The 16487-nt window shown below is 65.3% G+C and carries 18 protein-coding genes and 2 pseudogenes; 10 read left to right on the forward strand and 10 right to left on the reverse strand.

The features are described from left to right. Positions 1-110: 110 nt before the first annotated feature. The 5 genes from KSS90_RS13385 to KSS90_RS13405 all read left to right on the forward strand — a co-directional run bounded on the left by KSS90_RS13385 (position 111) and on the right by KSS90_RS13405 (position 6302). A complete protein-coding gene (locus KSS90_RS13385) occupies positions 111-1496 on the forward strand; it encodes a sigma-54 interaction domain-containing protein (RefSeq protein WP_217865931.1) in 1386 nt (461 codons plus the stop codon). 265 nt (positions 1497-1761) lie between these two features. Continuing rightward, the gene (locus KSS90_RS13390; protein WP_046855518.1) at positions 1762-3153 is read left to right on the forward strand and encodes a GntP family permease; all 1392 of its coding nucleotides are present in this window, start codon (positions 1762-1764) and stop codon (positions 3151-3153) included. Between the two features lie 11 nt (positions 3154-3164). Then, on the forward strand, positions 3165-3935 hold the full coding sequence (hbdH, locus tag KSS90_RS13395) for a 3-hydroxybutyrate dehydrogenase (protein WP_217865932.1): 771 nt from the start codon (positions 3165-3167) through the stop codon (positions 3933-3935). Between the two features lie 89 nt (positions 3936-4024). Beyond that, positions 4025-5974 (forward strand): acetoacetate--CoA ligase, encoded by a 1950-nt coding sequence (locus tag KSS90_RS13400; protein WP_217865933.1) that lies wholly within the window; start codon positions 4025-4027, stop codon positions 5972-5974. Positions 5975-6026: 52 nt separating this feature from the next. Beyond that, on the forward strand, positions 6027-6302 hold the full coding sequence (locus KSS90_RS13405) for a peptidylprolyl isomerase (protein ID WP_009686637.1): 276 nt from the start codon (positions 6027-6029) through the stop codon (positions 6300-6302). On the opposite strand, the gene KSS90_RS25890 is transcribed toward KSS90_RS13405, so the two are convergent. Together KSS90_RS25890 and KSS90_RS25895 are read right to left on the reverse strand one after the other, a co-directional pair. Then, positions 6290-6748, reverse strand: a complete 459-nt coding sequence (locus tag KSS90_RS25890) for a CZB domain-containing protein (RefSeq protein WP_437180090.1) — start codon at positions 6746-6748, stop codon at positions 6290-6292. The genes KSS90_RS13405 and KSS90_RS25890 overlap by 13 nt on opposite strands. Positions 6749-6784: 36 nt before the next feature. Beyond that, positions 6785-7024, reverse strand: a pseudogene (locus tag KSS90_RS25895) (methyl-accepting chemotaxis protein); the annotation flags it as partial. Between the two features lie 731 nt (positions 7025-7755). Between KSS90_RS25895 and KSS90_RS13415 the strand changes: the two are divergent. Continuing rightward, entirely contained in the window at positions 7756-10044 is a 2289-nt protein-coding gene (locus KSS90_RS13415; protein ID WP_217865935.1) for an autotransporter family protein, read from the forward strand. Here the strand turns inward: KSS90_RS13415 and KSS90_RS13420 are convergent. Beyond that, positions 10041-10664 carry a LysE family translocator gene (locus tag KSS90_RS13420; RefSeq protein WP_217865936.1) on the reverse strand — a complete coding sequence of 208 codons (624 nt, stop codon included), beginning with the start codon at positions 10662-10664 and terminating at the stop codon, positions 10041-10043. The genes KSS90_RS13415 and KSS90_RS13420 overlap by 4 nt on opposite strands. A gap of 216 nt (positions 10665-10880) precedes the next feature. Continuing rightward, the gene (locus tag KSS90_RS13425; protein ID WP_217865937.1) at positions 10881-11300 is read right to left on the reverse strand and encodes an RDD family protein; all 420 of its coding nucleotides are present in this window, start codon (positions 11298-11300) and stop codon (positions 10881-10883) included. 102 nt (positions 11301-11402) lie between these two features. On the opposite strand from KSS90_RS13425, the pseudogene KSS90_RS13430 reads away from it, so the two are divergent. Next, a pseudogene (locus KSS90_RS13430) lies at positions 11403-11543 on the forward strand (LysE family translocator); the annotation flags it as partial. On the opposite strand, the gene KSS90_RS13435 reads toward KSS90_RS13430, so the two are convergent. Beyond that, complete coding sequence (locus KSS90_RS13435) at positions 11521-12216, reverse strand: metallophosphoesterase (protein ID WP_217865938.1); 696 nt, start codon at positions 12214-12216, stop codon at positions 11521-11523. The pseudogene KSS90_RS13430 and the gene KSS90_RS13435 overlap by 23 nt on opposite strands. 74 nt (positions 12217-12290) lie before the next feature. Between KSS90_RS13435 and KSS90_RS13440 the strand changes: the two genes are divergently transcribed. Then, entirely contained in the window at positions 12291-12800 is a 510-nt protein-coding gene (locus KSS90_RS13440) for a DUF3016 domain-containing protein (RefSeq protein ID WP_217865939.1), read from the forward strand. Positions 12801-12803: 3 nt separating this feature from the next. Here the strand turns inward: KSS90_RS13440 and KSS90_RS13445 are convergent, their stop codons facing one another. Next, positions 12804-13328: a DUF2867 domain-containing protein gene (locus KSS90_RS13445; RefSeq protein WP_225933078.1), complete on the reverse strand. Its 525-nt coding sequence runs from the start codon at positions 13326-13328 to the stop codon at positions 12804-12806. 153 nt (positions 13329-13481) lie between these two features. On the opposite strand from KSS90_RS13445, the gene KSS90_RS13450 reads away from it, so the two are divergent. Continuing rightward, on the forward strand, positions 13482-13724 hold the full coding sequence (locus KSS90_RS13450; protein WP_217865940.1) for a hypothetical protein: 243 nt from the start codon (positions 13482-13484) through the stop codon (positions 13722-13724). Positions 13725-13727: 3 nt separating this feature from the next. Here KSS90_RS13450 and KSS90_RS13455 read toward each other — a convergent pair whose 3' ends face one another. Beyond that, positions 13728-14228, reverse strand: coding sequence for a methylated-DNA--[protein]-cysteine S-methyltransferase (locus KSS90_RS13455; RefSeq protein WP_217865941.1), 501 nt, complete (start codon positions 14226-14228; stop codon positions 13728-13730). Positions 14229-14378: 150 nt separating this feature from the next. Between KSS90_RS13455 and KSS90_RS13460 the strand changes: the two genes are divergently transcribed. Further along, positions 14379-14906, forward strand: a complete 528-nt coding sequence (locus KSS90_RS13460; RefSeq protein ID WP_217865942.1) for a GNAT family N-acetyltransferase — start codon at positions 14379-14381, stop codon at positions 14904-14906. Here KSS90_RS13460 and fos read toward each other — a convergent pair. The 3 genes from fos to KSS90_RS13475 form a co-directional block, all read right to left on the reverse strand. Further along, positions 14879-15289 carry a fosfomycin resistance glutathione transferase gene (gene fos, locus KSS90_RS13465; protein WP_217865943.1) on the reverse strand — a complete coding sequence of 137 codons (411 nt, stop codon included), beginning with the start codon at positions 15287-15289 and terminating at the stop codon, positions 14879-14881. The two genes, KSS90_RS13460 and fos, sit on opposite strands and share 28 nt — an antisense overlap. Positions 15290-15361: 72 nt before the next feature. Continuing rightward, a complete protein-coding gene (locus KSS90_RS13470) occupies positions 15362-15709 on the reverse strand; it encodes a hypothetical protein (RefSeq protein WP_225933079.1) in 348 nt (115 codons plus the stop codon). A 121-nt stretch (positions 15710-15830) separates the two neighbouring features. After that, positions 15831-16379, reverse strand: a complete 549-nt coding sequence (locus KSS90_RS13475; protein WP_217865944.1) for a GNAT family N-acetyltransferase — start codon at positions 16377-16379, stop codon at positions 15831-15833. Positions 16380-16487: the final 108 nt, after the last annotated feature.

Below are 16487 nucleotides of genomic sequence, written 5' to 3' on the forward strand. Positions count from 1 at the left end.
GCTTGTACCGGCCTCATCGCCGGCAAGCCGGCTCCCACAGGGTTCGCGCTATCTCTGTGGGAGCCGGCTTGCCGGCGATGAGGCCTTCACGTCCAACCCAAGGCCAATGCATGCACGACAACCTCAAGGACTACCCCCAGGTCCGCCAACTGGCCATCCGCTCGCTGTTCGAGATCATCGAGCAGTCCAGCGAAGGCACGGTGATCGTCGACCGCCAGGCGCGCATCGTCTGGATGAACGAGCGCTATGCCCGCCGTTTCGGCCTGGAGGACGCCGCCAGCGCCATCGGCAAACCGTGCGAGACGGTGATCCCCGGCAGCCTGATGCGCGAGGTAGTGAGCAACGGCAAGCCGATCCTGCTGGACATGCTCGACACGCCGAACGAACCGCTGGTGGTGATGCGCCTGCCGATCCACGACGACCAGGGCGCACTGATCGGCGCCATCGGCTTCGCCCTGTTCGACGAGCTGCGCAGCCTGTCGCCTCTGCTCAAGCGCTACGCCAGCATGCAGCAGGAGCTGGCTTCGACCCGCTCGCAGCTGCGCGCGCGCCAGGCCCGCTACAGCTTCGCCCAGTTCGTCGGCAGCAGCCCCGCCTGCCTCGAGGCCAAGCGCCGCGCCCGGCGTGGGGCTGGTAGCGACTCGCCGGTGCTGCTGCTGGGCGAGACCGGCACCGGCAAGGAACTGCTGGCCCACGCCATCCATGCCGCCTCGGCCCGCGCGCACAAGGCCTTCGTCAGCATCAACAGCGCGGCGATCCCCGAGGCGTTGCTCGAAGCCGAGTTCTTCGGCACCGCCCCAGGGGCCTTCACCGGCGCCGACCGCAAGGGGCGCAGCGGCAAGCTGCAACTGGCCGAGGGCGGCACGCTGTTCCTCGACGAGATCGGCGACATGCCGCTGACCCTGCAAAGCAAGCTGCTGCGCGTGCTGCAGGAAAAGGAATACGAGCCGGTGGGCAGCAACCAGATGCTGCGCAGCGACGTACGGATCATCGCCGCCACCTCCATCGACCTGCAGGCGGCCATGGCCCGGGGTGCGTTCCGCGCCGACCTGTACTACCGGCTGAACGTGCTGCCGGTACAGGTGCCGCCGCTGCGCGAACGCCTGGAGGACCTCCCGGCGCTGTGCGAGGCGATCCTCGCCGAACTGGGCAGCCAGTACGAGCTGGAGGCCGAGGCCCAAGCGTTGTTGGGGCGCCATGCCTGGCCGGGGAACATCCGTGAGCTGCGCAACGTGCTGGAGCGGGCGACCTTGCTGGCGGACCAGCCGCGACTGGGCGTGCATGACCTGGCGAACGCGCTGGGGCCGTTGAGCCCGCTGGCATTGGCTGTACCAGCACTGGATTACCGCCAGGCATGCGCCCAGTTCGAGCGAGGACTGATTGTCGATGCCTTGGCGCGCAGTGCCGGAAACGTGCCGGAGGCGGCGCAGGCATTGGGCCTGGGACGGTCGACGCTGTACAAGAAGATGGCGATTCTGGGAATCGAGTCTCAATAAAGAGACGCACATCTCACTACCGAGATCATTGCGAGGGCTGCGCCCTCGATCGCCGGCAAGCCGGCTCCCACAGGGGCGTACCGCGATCAACTGTGGGAGCCGGCTTGCCGGCGATGGGCCGCAACGCGGCCCCACTCTCTCAAATTCGAGACACCAATTTTGATAGAAACAATAAAACTCAATAATTTCAATAGCTTAAGAAGTTGGCACAATTCCCGCTAATGGTATTCCAACCATAAAAACAACAGTTGGAGATCCCCTTAGGATGACCGTGCTCATCGCCCTGGCCGCCCTGGCCCTGCTGATGCTCGCTGCCTACCGCGGCTACAGCGTGATCCTCTTCGCCCCCATCGCCGCCCTCGGCGCGGTGCTGCTCACCGACCCCGCCGCCGTGGCCCCGGCCTTCACCGGGGTGTTCATGGAGAAAATGGTCGGCTTCATCAAGCTCTACTTCCCGGTGTTCCTGCTCGGCGCGGTGTTCGGCAAGCTGATCGAGCTGTCGGGCTTCTCGCGCTCGATCGTCGCCGCCGCCATCCGCCTGCTCGGCACCCGCCAGGCAATGCTGGTGATCGTGCTGGTCTGCGCCCTGCTCACCTATGGCGGCGTGTCGCTGTTCGTGGTGGTGTTCGCGGTGTATCCGTTTGCCGCCGAGATGTTCCGCCAGAGCGACATCCCCAAGCGACTGATCCCGGCGACCATCGCCCTGGGCGCGTTCTCCTTCACCATGGACGCCCTGCCCGGCACACCGCAGATCCAGAACATCATCCCCAGCACTTTCTTCAACACCACCGCCTGGGCCGCGCCCTGGCTGGGCCTGATCGGCACGTTGTTCGTGTTCAGCGCCGGCATGCTCTACCTGCAACGCCAGCGCAACAAGGCCCAGCGCAAGGGCGAAGGCTATGGCAGCAACCTGCGCAACGAACCGGAGACCGCCGACGACATCGCCCTGCCCAATCCCTGGCTGGCCCTGGCGCCGCTGCTTCTGGTAGGCGTGATGAACCTGCTGTTCACCCACTGGATCCCGCAGTGGTACGGCACCAGCCACACCCTGCAACTGCCGGGCATGGCCGCGCCGGTGCAGAGCGACGTGGCCAAGCTGACGGCGATCTGGGCGGTGCAGGCGGCATTGCTGGTGGGCATCCTGATGGTGCTGGTGTGCGCCTTCGGCACCATTCGCCAGCGCCTGGCCGAAGGCACCAAGAGCGCGGTGAGCGGCGCCTTGCTGGCAGCAATGAACACGGCCTCGGAATACGGCTTCGGCGCCGTGATCGCCTCGCTGCCTGGCTTCCTGGTGCTGGCCGACGCCCTGCGCGGCATCCCCAACCCGCTGGTCAACGAAGCCATCACCGTCACCCTGCTGGCCGGTATCACCGGCTCCGCCTCCGGCGGCATGAGCATCGCCCTGGCAGCCATGAGCGACAGTTTCATCGCCGCCGCCAACGCCGCCAACATCCCGCTGGAGGTACTGCACCGGGTCGCCGCCATGGCCAGCGGCGGCATGGACACCCTGCCGCACAACGGCGCGGTGATCACCTTGCTGGCGGTCACCGGGCTGACCCACCGCGAAGCCTACAAGGACATTTTCGGTATTACCCTGATCAAGACCCTGGCCGTGTTCGTGGTCATCGCCACGTTCTACGCCACCGGCATCGTATGAAGGAGAAAGGCATGACGCTCAAAGGCAAGACCGCACTGGTCACCGGTTCCACCAGCGGCATCGGCTTGGGAATCGCCCAGGTGCTGGCCGAGGCCGGCGCCGACATCCTGCTCAATGGTTTCGGCGACCCGGCCGCGGCCATCGCCGAAATCAAGCGGTACGGGGTCAAGGTCGCCCATCATCCCGCCGACCTGTCCGACGTGGCGCAGATCGAGCAGATGTTCGCCCTGGCCGAGCGCGAGTTCGGCGCGGTCGACATCCTCGTCAACAATGCCGGCATCCAGCATGTGGCGCCGGTCGAGCAGTTTCCGCTGGAGGCCTGGGACAAGATCATCGCCCTGAACCTCTCGGCGGTGTTCCATGGCAGCCGCCTGGTGTTGCCAGGCATGCGCACACGCGGCTGGGGGCGGATCGTCAATATCGCCTCGGTGCATGGCCTGGTGGGCTCCACCGGCAAAGCCGCCTACGTCGCCGCCAAGCATGGCGTGGTCGGTCTGACCAAGGTGATCGGCCTGGAGACCGCCACCAGCAACGTCACCTGCAACGCCATCTGCCCGGGGTGGGTACTGACCCCGCTGGTGCAGAAGCAGATCGATGACCGCGCCGCCAGCGGTGGCGATGCCCAGCAGGCGCAACACGACCTGCTGGCCGAGAAGCAGCCCTCGCTGGCCTTCGTCACCCCCCGCCACCTCGGCGAACTGGTGCTGTTCCTGTGCAGCGAGGCCGGTAGCCAGGTCCGTGGGGCCGCCTGGAACGTCGATGGCGGCTGGCTCGCCCAGTAAAGGCTAGAGTGGAACAAGACGAGCCCGCTTCTGTACAGGGGCGGGCTCGCACCGCGACAAGACTCTCCGCCCTGACCGAGACTCCCGGCATGAACGACGTACTCTGGCGCCCCACCGCCACCCAGATCGAAGCCAGCCGGATGGACGCCTTCCGTCGTCGCGTCAACCGGCGCTTCAACCTTCAGCTCGATGACTACGCCGCGCTGCACCGCTGGAGCATCGAGCAGCGCCCGCAATTCTGGCAAACCCTCGCCGAATACTTCCATGTGCAGTGGCACACGCCGCCGTCGAGCATCCTCGAGGAAGGCGAACACATGGCCGATGCGCGCTGGTTCCGCGGCGCCACCCTGAACTTCGCCGAACATCTGCTGCAGCGCCGCGACGACCGCCCGGCCGTGATAGCCGTGCGCGAGGACGGCAGCCGCCACAGCCTCACCCACAATCAACTGGCTGCGCAGGTCGCCGGCTTGCAGCAGGCCTTTCGTCAGGCCGGGATCGCGCCGGGCGATCGTATCGCTGCGGTCATGCCCAACACTTGGGAAACCCTGGTGGCCATGCTCGCCGCCACCAGCCTCGGCGCGGTCTGGTCCAGTTGCTCGCCGGAGTTCGGCAGCCACGGCATCATCGACCGCTTCGGCCAGATCGCCCCTCGGCTGCTGGTGGTTTGCGCCGGTTATCAATATGCCGGGAAGGTCATCGACCAGGTCGAGAAGATCAACCAGGTCGTGGCCCAGCTACCGAGCGTCGAGCAGTTGCTGGTGGTGCCGCATACCCGGCCGCAGACCCGCGCCGATGAGTTCACCGGCAAGCCGACGTCCCTGTGGGCCGATTACTTCACGCCCGGCGGGACGCCGACCTTCGCCGCGCTGCCCTTCGATCATCCGCTGTATATTCTGTATTCCAGCGGCACCACCGGCGTGCCCAAGTGCATCGTCCACCGCGCCGGTGGCGTGCTGCTGCAGCACCTCAAGGAGCACGGCCTGCACAACGACCTCAAGGCCGACGATGTGCTGTTCTACTACACCACCTGTGGCTGGATGATGTGGAACTGGCTGGCCAGCGGGCTGGCGGTCGGCGCTACCTTGGTGCTGTATGACGGCTCGCCGTTTCACCCCGGGCCCGAGCGTTTGCTCGACCTGATCGACGCCGAAGGCATCCGCGTCTTCGGCACCAGCCCCAAGTACCTCGCCGCCCTGGAGCAGGCCGCTGTGGAGCCGGCGAAAACCCATGGCCTGAGCAGCCTGCGCCTGATCCTTTGCACCGGCTCGCCGTTGTCGCCCCACAGCTACGACTATGTCTACGCCAAGGTAAAGGCCGACGTGTGCCTGGCCTCGATGTCCGGGGGCACCGATATCGTCGCCTGCTTCGTGGCCGGCAACCCGCTGCTGCCGGTGCGCCGTGGCGAAATCGCCGGCAAGGGCCTGGGCATGGCGGTGGAAGTCTGGGACGAACGGCGCCAGCCGATCAGCGGCGCGAAAGGCGAGCTGGTCTGCGTGCATCCCTTCCCCTCGATGCCGCTCGGCTTTTGGGGCGACACTGACGGCCAGCGTTACCATGACGCGTACTTCAGCCAGTTCCAAGGTGTCTGGTGCCAGGGCGACTACGCCGAGCAGGTGCCTGGCGGCGGGCTGGTCATCCATGGCCGCTCCGACGCCGTGCTCAATCCCGGCGGCGTGCGTATCGGCACCGCCGAGATCTACCGCCAGGTGGAAAAGGTCGAGGAGGTGCTGGAAAGCGTGGCCATCGGCCAGGACTGGCACGACGATGTGCGCGTGGTGCTGTTCGTGCGCCTGCGCGACGGCCTGCAGCTCGACGAGGCCCTCAGCCTGCGTATCCGCCAAGTGATTCGCCAATACACCACGCCGCGCCACGTGCCGGCGGTGATCGTCCAGGTCAGCGACATCCCGCGCACTCTCAGCGGCAAGCTGGTGGAGCTGGCGATCCGCGACGTGGTGCATGGCCGGCCGGTGAAGAACACCGATGCCCTGGGCAACCCCGAGGCGCTGCAGCAGTTCCGCGACCGCCCGGAGTTACGCTGAGGGCGACATCAGGCATAATGTCGCCCTTTTGCCCCGAAGCACAGGTAACCCCATGAAAGCCCAAGCCCGCCACATCCTGGTCAAGACCGCTGACGAAGCCGAGAAGCTCAAGCAGCGCATCGCCAACGGCGAGGCCTTCGACGTGCTGGCGAAGAAGTTCTCCACCTGCCCCTCCGGCAAGCGCGGCGGCGATCTGGGTGAAGTGCGGCCCGGCCAGATGGTCGGCGCCATCGACCAGGTGATCTTCAAGAAGCCCCTGCGCGTGGTCCACGGGCCGATCAAGAGCAAGTTCGGTTACCACCTGGTGCAGACGTTCTACCGCGACTGAGCCTCATCGGCGCGTCGCCTTTGCAGCAGCGCCGGCGACTGCTCGCCACTGGCGACCACGCGCTCCAAGCCTTCCTGCACGGCAAGGCTGGCGCTCTCCATATCAGCTACGGCCTTGAGCATCGCTGCGGCATCGCCGCTGACATAGGCATCGATGGCATCGAATGCGCAGCGGTGTACCGCGGCGTGGGGCGCGTCGATGTCCTTGTACCCCGCAAGATGCGCATAGTGCAGGGCCCCGTCCCCCTCGCGATACCACTTGCCCAGGCGGCAGCGGGTGTGGTCGGTGAAGTCCGCGCCGCGCTCCTGCGAGACCCCGAACAACACCTTGTAGACGCGAAACTTGTAGATCAGGTGATCGAGCTTGGCCAGCTCACAGAAACTGCGCAGCGCCGACACCGATGCCGAACCTTCGGCCACCGTCGACATGTCCAGCAACTGGCGCATGGTACTGGCCGCGGACTGACCGACTCCGCTGTACGATGACGAATGCTCGGCCAGGCTGGCGATATGCCCGCGGCTTTGCGCACTGTCGGCACGAATGGCCGAGACCAGCGTACCGATCTCGGCGGTGGCTTCCGCCGTGCGCCTGGCCAAGGTTCTGACCTCATCGGCCACCACGGCGAAACCGCGCCCTGCGTCCCCGGCCCGCGCCGCCTCGATGGCCGCGTTCAAAGCGAGCAGGTTGGTCTGGTCCGCCACCTCGCGGATAATCTCCAGCACACCGCCGACCTGCTGAGCCTGATGATCGAGCCTGCCGACCTTCTCCGACGCCTCGCCGGAGGCATCGGCCAATTGCTCGAGGTTGGTCGCGATCGCGTCGATGCTGGCCTGGTTGCTGCTAGCGATGCCCTGGATGCGGATGGCGTACTGCCTTTCCTGCTCCATGCTGTGGGCGAGGCTGGCGAACGAAGTCTGGGTCATTTCCAGGGAGTGCGAGAACGCCGAGAGGTTGCCGGCCAGGTGGGCGAGCACCTGGTTCTCCCGCGCCAGTTCCGTGGCCCTCGATTCCGCCTCGTTGGCGCGCTGCTCCGACGCCAGCAGCTGTGAGCGGGTACGCTCGAGGGCGAGATTCAGCTCGTTGATCTGCGGGTCTTGCCGACCTGCCTTGCTCCACCACTTCACACCACGCTCCCGGGACTCACCCACCGCTTGTCACCCGACCGAAGACATCCGGGCAGAAACACCTAACGTTCTCAGCAAGCCGAGGCCCGCACAAGGCTCAGTTGCACAGAAAAACTACGGATCAGCCGATTGCCCGGCACGGCGCTTTCCCTGGCTTGGCGTATCCGCCAGCGTCGACTAATCGATTGTTTGCTCCGAGAAATATGGCCGGCACGTGGCCACCTGACAGTTTTGCCAGTTGTCCTGAGTAGCGCGTTTCCCTACAAGTCGCATAGGGCCGGGCCAACTCTGGGGCACCGGGCTTCCCGACCGGAAATGGAGATCTGCCGATGCGCCGCACCTACCTGCTCACTCCTGCCTCCTTGCTGATGCTTGTCATGCCTTCGCACGCATTCTGCGCCTCACTGACGGTGGCCCCGGGCGATGTACTTGGCGCTGTCGTGCAAACCCCGGATATCGATACGTTCACCATGACCGGCGGTACGCTGCAATCGCTGAACCAAGGTCAGGGATACGACGAATTCACCATGTCCGACGGACGCATCATCGGTGCCTTCGAAGACGGCGACAGGGCGATCTTCAGTGGCGGTCGTATCGGCCGGGTCGACCTGAAGCTCGCCGACAACTACTTCGAAATGTCCCAGGACTCCGCGGTGCAGACCAGCATCGATGGCAACCTGGTGAGCGGCTTCGGTAAAGACACCATCATCCTGCGCGGCGGCACTATCGGCGGCAACATCAGCACCAGTGGCGGCGTGGACAACATCAGCATCAGCGGCGGCAACCTGCTCGGCAATGTTCTGACGAGCGCGGGAGACGACGTCTTCACCTGGTCCGGCGGCAGCATCGGCGGGCGAGTCGACATGGGCATCGGCAATGACCAAGCGACCATCGTCGGCCTGGGCCCGGCTAGCCTCACCGTCACCCTCGATGGCGGCGAGGGTAGCGACGCGCTGCGCTTCGGCGGCAGTCGGATCATCAATGGCGAGCGCTATGTCAACTGGGAAACCATCGAGCTCACCCGCGACAGCCGCCTCGCGCTGGACGACACCCTGACACTTGGCGATGCCGTCAGCGGCAGCGGTTCACTGGTTATCGACGCGACGAGCACGTTGTCCTCCCGACAGGGCAACGTCTCGGCATTCACTGCCGGGCAAAATGCCTCGCTGCGCAACGCTGGCACCCTCGATCTGGGCACTGGCAACGACGCCCAGGGCCGCTTGACGATCATCGGCAATTACCAGGGCGACAATGGCCTGTTGCGACTCAACAGTGTGCTGGCCGGCGACAACGCGCCCTCCGATCGTCTGGTGGTCAGCCAAGGCACCCTCACCGGCAACACACGCGTGGAAGTCAACAACCTCGGTGGCGCCGGTGCCGTCACCACGCAAGACGGCATCCAGGTGGTCGAGGCCCGCCAGGGTGCGACGAGCAGCGATACTGCCTTCGTGCAGACCCAGACATTGTCGGCCGGTGCCTATGACTATCGCCTGTTCAAGGGCGGCGTGACCGCCGGCTCGGAAAACAGCTGGTACCTGCGTTCCTCACTGGTCGCGCCACCTGCGCCGACTCCGGGAGAACCAGCCATTACACCGCCAGTGGCGGCTCCCGCGCCCGGTCAACCCGACCTTCCCACCCCGGTGGCCGGCGAAAATCTCCCCCTCTACCGCCCGGAAGTGCCGGTATATGCCGCAGCGCCAAGGGGCGCCGCGATCATCGCACGGCAAGCACTGGGCACCTTCCACCAACGCCAGGGCGATCAGCGTCTGCTCTCCAGCCAGGGCCCCCTGCCGGCCAGCTGGGGCCAGGCCTACGGCGGTGCGTTGCGCCAGCAGTGGAGCGGTACCGTCAGCCCAAGCCTGGATGGCGACCTGTATGGCTTCAAGGTGGGCCAGGACCTCTACGCCAAGGTCGCTGAGAACGGCTATCGCCAGCAAGCAGGCGTGTATGTCAGCCACAGTCGCCTCGATGCAGACGTCAAGGGCTTTGCCCTGGCCAAGCAGGATCGCAGCGTCGGTGACCTGAAGCTCGACGGCGACAGCGTCGGCGTCTACTGGACCCTTGTCGGCCCCCAGCGCTGGTACCTGGACACCGTATTGCAATACACCGACCTCGATGGCCGGGCCCGTTCGGACCGAGGCGACAAACTTGACCTCGACGGCCATGCCTGGACCGCCTCGGTGGAGTCCGGCTACCCCATCGCCCTGTCCGAGCGCTGGACACTGGAGCCGCAAGCGCAGCTGATTGCACAGAAAGTCGCGCTAGACAGCGCCGCCGACAGCGTCTCGCGCATCAGCCACGATGCCCAGGTGGAACTGACCGGACGCTTGGGTGTGCGCCTGGAGGGCGCCTTCAGCGGTGGCGGCACTCGACTTCTGCAACCGTACGCACAAATCAACCTTTGGCATGGCGACGGAGGCCGCGACACCCTGACCTTCGATGATGTGGACAAGATCAAGACCGACTACCGCTACACCTCGGTGCAGCTCGAAGGCGGCCTGGTTGCACAGGTCAACCAGTCATTGAGCCTGCATGGCGGCGTGCAGTACAGCAGCAACCTCGACAGCCGCCAGCAGGAGGCCAGCGGTGTCAACCTGGGCGTGCGCTGGCAGTACTAGCGACGCGCCGCGAGCAACCCGAGCCCGGCGCAACCGAGCAGCGAAGCACTGACCCGGTTGAACATACGCCGTGGTCCGGGCCGTTCGAACCAGCGCTGCAAGTACGCGCCAAGCCCGGCATAGATGGCGATGGCCGCCCACTCCAGCAACAGGAACAGCACGCCCAAGTGCAGGAACTGTTCACTGACCGGGGTAGCGCTGCCCACGGTGACGAACTGCGGCAGGAACGCGGTAAAGATCAGGATGGCCTTAGGATTGCCCGCCGCCACCCAGAACTCCTGGCGCGCCAGTTTCCAGGCGCCGCAAGGCTGCTCGCCGGCCACCGCCGTCTCGCCGACCGGTGCCCGCCACAGCTGCCAAGCGATATAGAACAGGTAACCCGCGCCCAGCACCTTTATCGCCAGGAACAGGTACTCGCTGGTATGCAGCACCACGGCCAGGCCCATCGCGGCGAGGGCGATCATGCCGCTGAAGGCGAGCAGGCGCCCGGCACCGGCCACGCAGGCGGTGCGCAGGCCATAACGGCTGGCATTGTGCAGGGACAGCAGGTTGTTGGGGCCCGGCGCCATGTTCAGGGCGAAACAGGCGGGGATGAACAGCAGTAGGCTCGACAGGTCCATTCTTGTTCTCCTTGCAGGAGCGGCCAGCCTCGCGGCTGCCTGCCCATCGCGTCAAGCACAGCCAGCAGGCAAATGGCCGGAACAGTGGCCAGCGGTTAGGCTGGCGCTTTGCGCACACCCACGCCGCCTGCCATGGCCGCGCCTGCTACAAGCCACACAGCCATCCGACCTTTTCCATCGGTGCAGTGGATGCCGGGGCGCACGCCTGCGAATGCCTCAGGCCTTGATGACGATGGTGTGCGCCAGCATGTCACCGAGACGCTTGCGTGAACCGAAAAAGATGAAGATCCAGTCGAGAATGCTGAGGAACGGCGTAGTGATATTGCGCACGAAAGACTGGGCGATGGTGCAATTCAGGTAGCTGCGCTCATCGACCACGCAGATCCCCAGCAGTTTCTTGCCCACGCTCTGCCCATTGGGCAAGGCATCGGAAAACAGGTAGTAGGCCAGCGGCGCGCCAAAGCTGATCCAGACGCTGATCTGCTCGGACAGCTGGAGGAACTCGACGACACTGAAGGTCACGAAGAAGATGGCATAGGTGACCAGCACATCGATCATCTGCCCGCCCCAGCGGCGTCCCAAGCCTGCGAGGTTGCTGGGTTTCCGGTAGGCAGCCGGGGTTTCGGTAGTGCTCATGAGTCCATTCCAGTGAAGTTGATGAGCCACTTTATCGGCGAGCCCCAACAGATGTTTAGCCCGCGAACTGCACCCTGCAATTTTCTCCAATACCACGACGAAAATCTGCTGGTAGCGCTGGCTATCGGTAACCGCCGGGTGCTGCGCCGCTTCGCCCATGCCCTGCCCTGGCTGAAACGGGCGACCGGGATGATGCTGATCCTGCTCGCCGCTGGCATGCTCACTCGTCTGGCGTGGGGTTGACCTGCGTCAGGCTGGCGAGGTCCAGCAGGCTGAAGCGACCACGGCTCCAGCCGCCGGTGTCCAGGTGCCAGACGTTACCCAGCACCTTAATCTCCAGCACCGGCGTATGGCCGACCAGCAAGGCGCGCAGGCCCTTTACCGGGCGGCTGTCGCCCTCCTTGAGGCGCCGGCGCGACCACTGGCAAACCTCGCGCACCTGCAGGTCATCCCCGGCCTGCAGGCTCGCGCACAGCTGCGCCCAGTCGTCGAACGGGCTGTCGGCATGCAACAGGCCGACCGGCCCGCCCGCCGTGTCGACCTGCAAGGCGATCGGCAGGCGTTCGAACACCTCGACGAAACGCACCTGCTCGGCCTTTGGCAAATCGAGGAACCATCCGCCACCGGCGGCCCGGTACATGTCCAGGTCGACCCGGCCGCCGCGCAGGTGATTGACCGCGAGCGACTCGTGGTTGCCCTGCACCGCATGGAACCAGGGCTCGGCCAGCCATTGCAGCGCCTGGGCGCTGCCCGGCCCGCGGTCGACCAGGTCGCCGACGCTGAACAGCCGATCGACCAGCGGATCGAAGCCGACGGCCTCCAGGCATTCGCGCAGGCGCTCGAAATGCCCATGGATATCGCCTACGGCCAGGTCACGGCCTCGGGTGTTGGCGGCGACCCGCCTGAACGCACTCATCGCATCATTCCTCTGCTTCTGCCCGGCACCGGCGTAAAATAGGCGGGCAAGCCGCCCGAACCCGGAGGTGCATCATGCGTACTACCCTGGCCAGTTGCCTGCTGATGGTGCTGGCACTAGACAGCATGGCACAGGGCACTTCGACCGCGCAGGTCGAGGTGCGTTTCGACCATCCCGAGAAGTTCCGCGATGCCAGCCTCGACAACCGCGCCTACCCGCGCGGCGCCGACCCGCAGGTGATGAAGGCCCTGGCCGAGCACCTGCAGGCACTCGGCCAACGCTACTTGCGGCCCGGTCAGCAACTGCTGATCGACATTCGCGACATCGACTTGGCCGGCCAGTTCGAGCCTTGGCACAGCCAGGCCTACGATGTGCGCTTTCTGCGCGAAGTGACCTGGCCCAGCATCGACCTCGACTACACCTTCGAGCAGCCCGGCCAGCCCACGCTCAAGGCCAAGGAGCGCCTGAGCGACAAAATGTACCTCAGTCGCCCCGGTCGCCTGGGCAACAATGATCGGCTGTATGCGGAAAAGGCCATGCTTGGCGACTGGTTCCGCCAGCGCTTTGCCCCGCCGTCCTCTTGAGCGTCAACCTGCCAGACGGCGCAGGGCGATGGGTGCGATCAGCCGATGGAACGGCGCTACCGGCAGCATGTACAGGCGGCCCAGCCAATTGTGCGTACGCACCACCGTGCTGACCAGCACCTCGCAACTGCCCTCGGCCAGCGGACGGCGCATCAGGGCGATGTACACGTCCAGGTGCTGGTCGCGGTCGACCAACAGCACCTCATCGACGGTGTTGCTCACCAGCGTGAAGATCCCCACCCGCTCACCGGGCTGGTAGTCATGCGGGGCGCGAGCCGGGTCGATGGCGGTCAAGCGCCCCAGATCCTTGAGGCCGAACAGGCCCACCAGGCGATTGCGCAGCACCATCAATCCGTCGATCCAGGCGGGCATGCTCGTCATCAGGCGCAGGAAATGCACCATGGCAGGCCGCCCGTCGTCCTTCAATTGGATCGCCCGGCAATGACGAAAGCCCGCCTGTCCGGCGTGGGCGGCGATCAGCGAGTCGGCGGGTATGGCTGCGGCGTGGGTCATTGCGGTTTCGTCCATGAAATCGACCTGTCGGTACTGGGAGTGAGCGTGCGGCGATTGTATCCTCGTCAGCCGACGACATGCCAAGGACGGATACCTCTTGAGGACTTGCACGCTACGACAGCTTTCACGGCCAGGCATTGGCCGGCAATGGCCTGCGGAGCTACCCGCATGAAGTATGTGCTGGTGATCCTGGCCAGCTACGCCAGCGTCTGGTACCTGGTCGGCACCCTGATTCGCGGGCGCCTCGCCGATATTGCCGAAGGCCTGAGACACCGCCCGGACGCGCCGCCTGCCGGGCAGTACCTGCGGGAAGTCGAAGCCCACGCCCGACGCGCCCACCGCCACTACAGCCTGTTCGCCGGCACCTTGCTGGCCGTGGTGTTGACGTTGTTCTGTAGCTGGCTCAGCTGAGGCCTAAAAATCCAACGCCAGGCTCTGGCGCCCCTCCAGCGCCAGCAGGTACTGCTTGGCCGGCAATCCACCGGCGAAACCAGTGAGGCTACCTGAGGCTCCAATCACCCGGTGGCATGGCGCGATTATCGAGATCGGGTTGCGCCCGTTGGCCGCGCCCACCGCGCGAACCGCATCGGGCTTGCCGATCTGCTGGGCGATCTGGCCGTAGCTGCGGGTTTCGCCGAAGGGAATGGTCAACAGCGCCGCCCACACCTCGCGCTGGAACGCGGTGCCGACAAAATCCAGGTCCAGCTCGAAGCGCTGACGTTCGCCGGCGAAGTATTCGCCCAGCTGGCAGGCGGTCTCACGTAACACGCCGTGCTGGTCGTCCCGGTGCAGCTCGCCCAGGCGCACCCGGTTTTCCCGCTCCTGCTCCCACAGCACGGCGGCCAGCCGCTCGCCCCGCGCCACCAGGGTAAGGGTGCCGACAGGCGATTGCATGAGGGTGAAGGCACAGGACATGGCAGGCTCCGGCAGGATGACGATCGTTGCACTGTACCCATCGCGGCGCGGCCACGCATCCGCTTTCTTGCCCAGCCATCGCCACTGGCCAGGCCAAGCCACCACCCCGTACACTGGGCCGCCACTCGTTTTTCAAAGGATGGAAACACAGTGAACGACGCCTCGCCCGACATCGTCATCGAGCGCTTTGCCGAGCAGCACCTGCACGGTATCACCGCGCTCTACAACGAGCCCGCCGTGTGCCGCAAGGTGCTGCAGATGCCCTATCAGTCCGTTGAAGTCTGGCGCGAACGCCTGGCCGCCTACCACGAGCGGCAGGTGCGCCTGGTGGCGGTGCAGCAAGGCCAGGTGATCGGCAATATCGGCCTCGACCAGAGCACGCGCATCCGCCAGGCACACCTGGGCGAGCTGCTGATGGGCGTTGCCCAGGCCTGGCAAGGCAAGGGCGTCGGCTCGCGGCTGATGACCGCCATCCTCGACATCGCCGACAACTGGATGAACCTGCACAGGGTCCAGCTCACCGTCTACGCCGACAACGAACCGGCACTGGCGCTGTACCGCAAGTTCGGCTTCGAAGTCGAAGGCCGGCTGCGCGACTACGGCGTGCGCGACGGTGCGTATGTCGATGCACTGTGCATGGCGCGCATGCGTCAGTCGAAGAACTCCATGCCCGCGTAGGGTTTGACCCGGCAGGCCGCCAGCCGCGAGTGCAGATCGCCGACATGCGCTTCGAGCTGGTGGCCGTCAGGGTCGAGGAAGTACAGCGAGTCGCCCTCGCTGCTGTCCTGTTTCCACAGGCCGACGCCATGCTCGCGCAAGCGTTGGGCGAATTCCGCGAAATCCGCTTGGCGAATCGAAAACGCATAGTGCGTGTAGTTGCGCTGCAAATCACCCGCCGCGACCTGATCGACCGACAGGCACAGCCACAAGTCGCCCAGGCTCAGGTAGGCACCCCGCGCCCAACGTGCATCGAGCTTGAAGCCCAATACCTGATGGTAGAACTCAATGCTTTCCGCCAGCCTGGATACGGCCAGGGTGAGATGGTTGAATCCGTTCAACATGAACAAGGCCCCAGAGTGAAGTACGACGCGGGGCGAGCCCCATCGAGGCAGGCTCGCCCCGCCATGTCGCGATCATACTCGCGAACACATCAGAGCGGCATCGAGCAGACGTCCCTTGTCATACCAGGCATCGCGCTGATAGGCGGAATACTGCTGCCGCCCAGGGGAACCCTGCACCTTCACCAGGCCGTCGGCCTTGTTCGGATCGGTGCTGGCGACAAACAACTCGAGAGCATCCTGGTTTTGCACGACGTAGGTCGTGGCGTTCGCGGGAAGCTCGGCCTTGACGCAGTTCAGGTAGTCAGGCGGGCTTTTCGCGGTCACACCGAAGGTGTTGTCGCGGCCCGCGCGGATATCGGGATCATGCGCGCAGCCGGCCAGCAGCAGGCTGGCGGCCAATGCCATCGTCAAGCGGCTCATACAGACTCCAACCACCCCAGCAGCAAGCCCTGGACAGGGTCAGGCAGCTACCACCCTTTTTAATAGTGTGCTTACGATCTAACAGACTAGCTGCGCATGACGGGCGCGGTATGCCGGTTCGCTATATCGCTTGGGCGGGCCTGTCGATCCGGTACAGCACGTGTGGTCGCAGCGGATCGCCTTCAGGCACCGTCAAATCGGGGAAGTCGTCCGCCGGGTCCGAATGCATCCCCAACCGTTGCATCAACGCCCTGGAAGGTGTGTTGATGGCGGAGGTGTAGCCGATGACCTGGCGTAACCCAAGCGTCGACCATGCGTACGCCAGGCAGGCGCTGGCCGCCTCGAATGCATAGCCTTGCCGCCAGTGACTGCGCCCGAGGATCCAGCCGATTTCGACGTGGGGGCCGCCCGGTATCTCATCTCCCGTCGAGGACAATCCCAGCCCGCCGATGAGCGCACCGTCGGCCCTGCGCTCGACCGCGACAAAGCCGAACCCTTGTGCCTGCAAGTGTCGATCGCAGTCGGCAAGCATCGACCGGGTTTCATCGGGCGTCAGTAGCGCCGGGTAGTAGTAGCGCCTGACTTCGGGGTCGGCATTGACGAGGGCGAAGGCTTCGATGTCCCGTTCGGCCCAGGGCCGCAGGACAAGACGTGGGGTCTCGATGAACATGGGTTAGGTGCAACTCCCTTCTACCAGGCATGACCGACATCGCCCTGCGATGCCTGCGAGGCACGGGAATCTAGCACAAGCGAATGCTCTTTGAACTCCGGCCTACAA

Origin of the sequence: Pseudomonas maumuensis (assembly GCF_019139675.1) — a bacterium.
GTDB classification, from domain to species: domain Bacteria; phylum Pseudomonadota; class Gammaproteobacteria; order Pseudomonadales; family Pseudomonadaceae; genus Aquipseudomonas; species Aquipseudomonas maumuensis.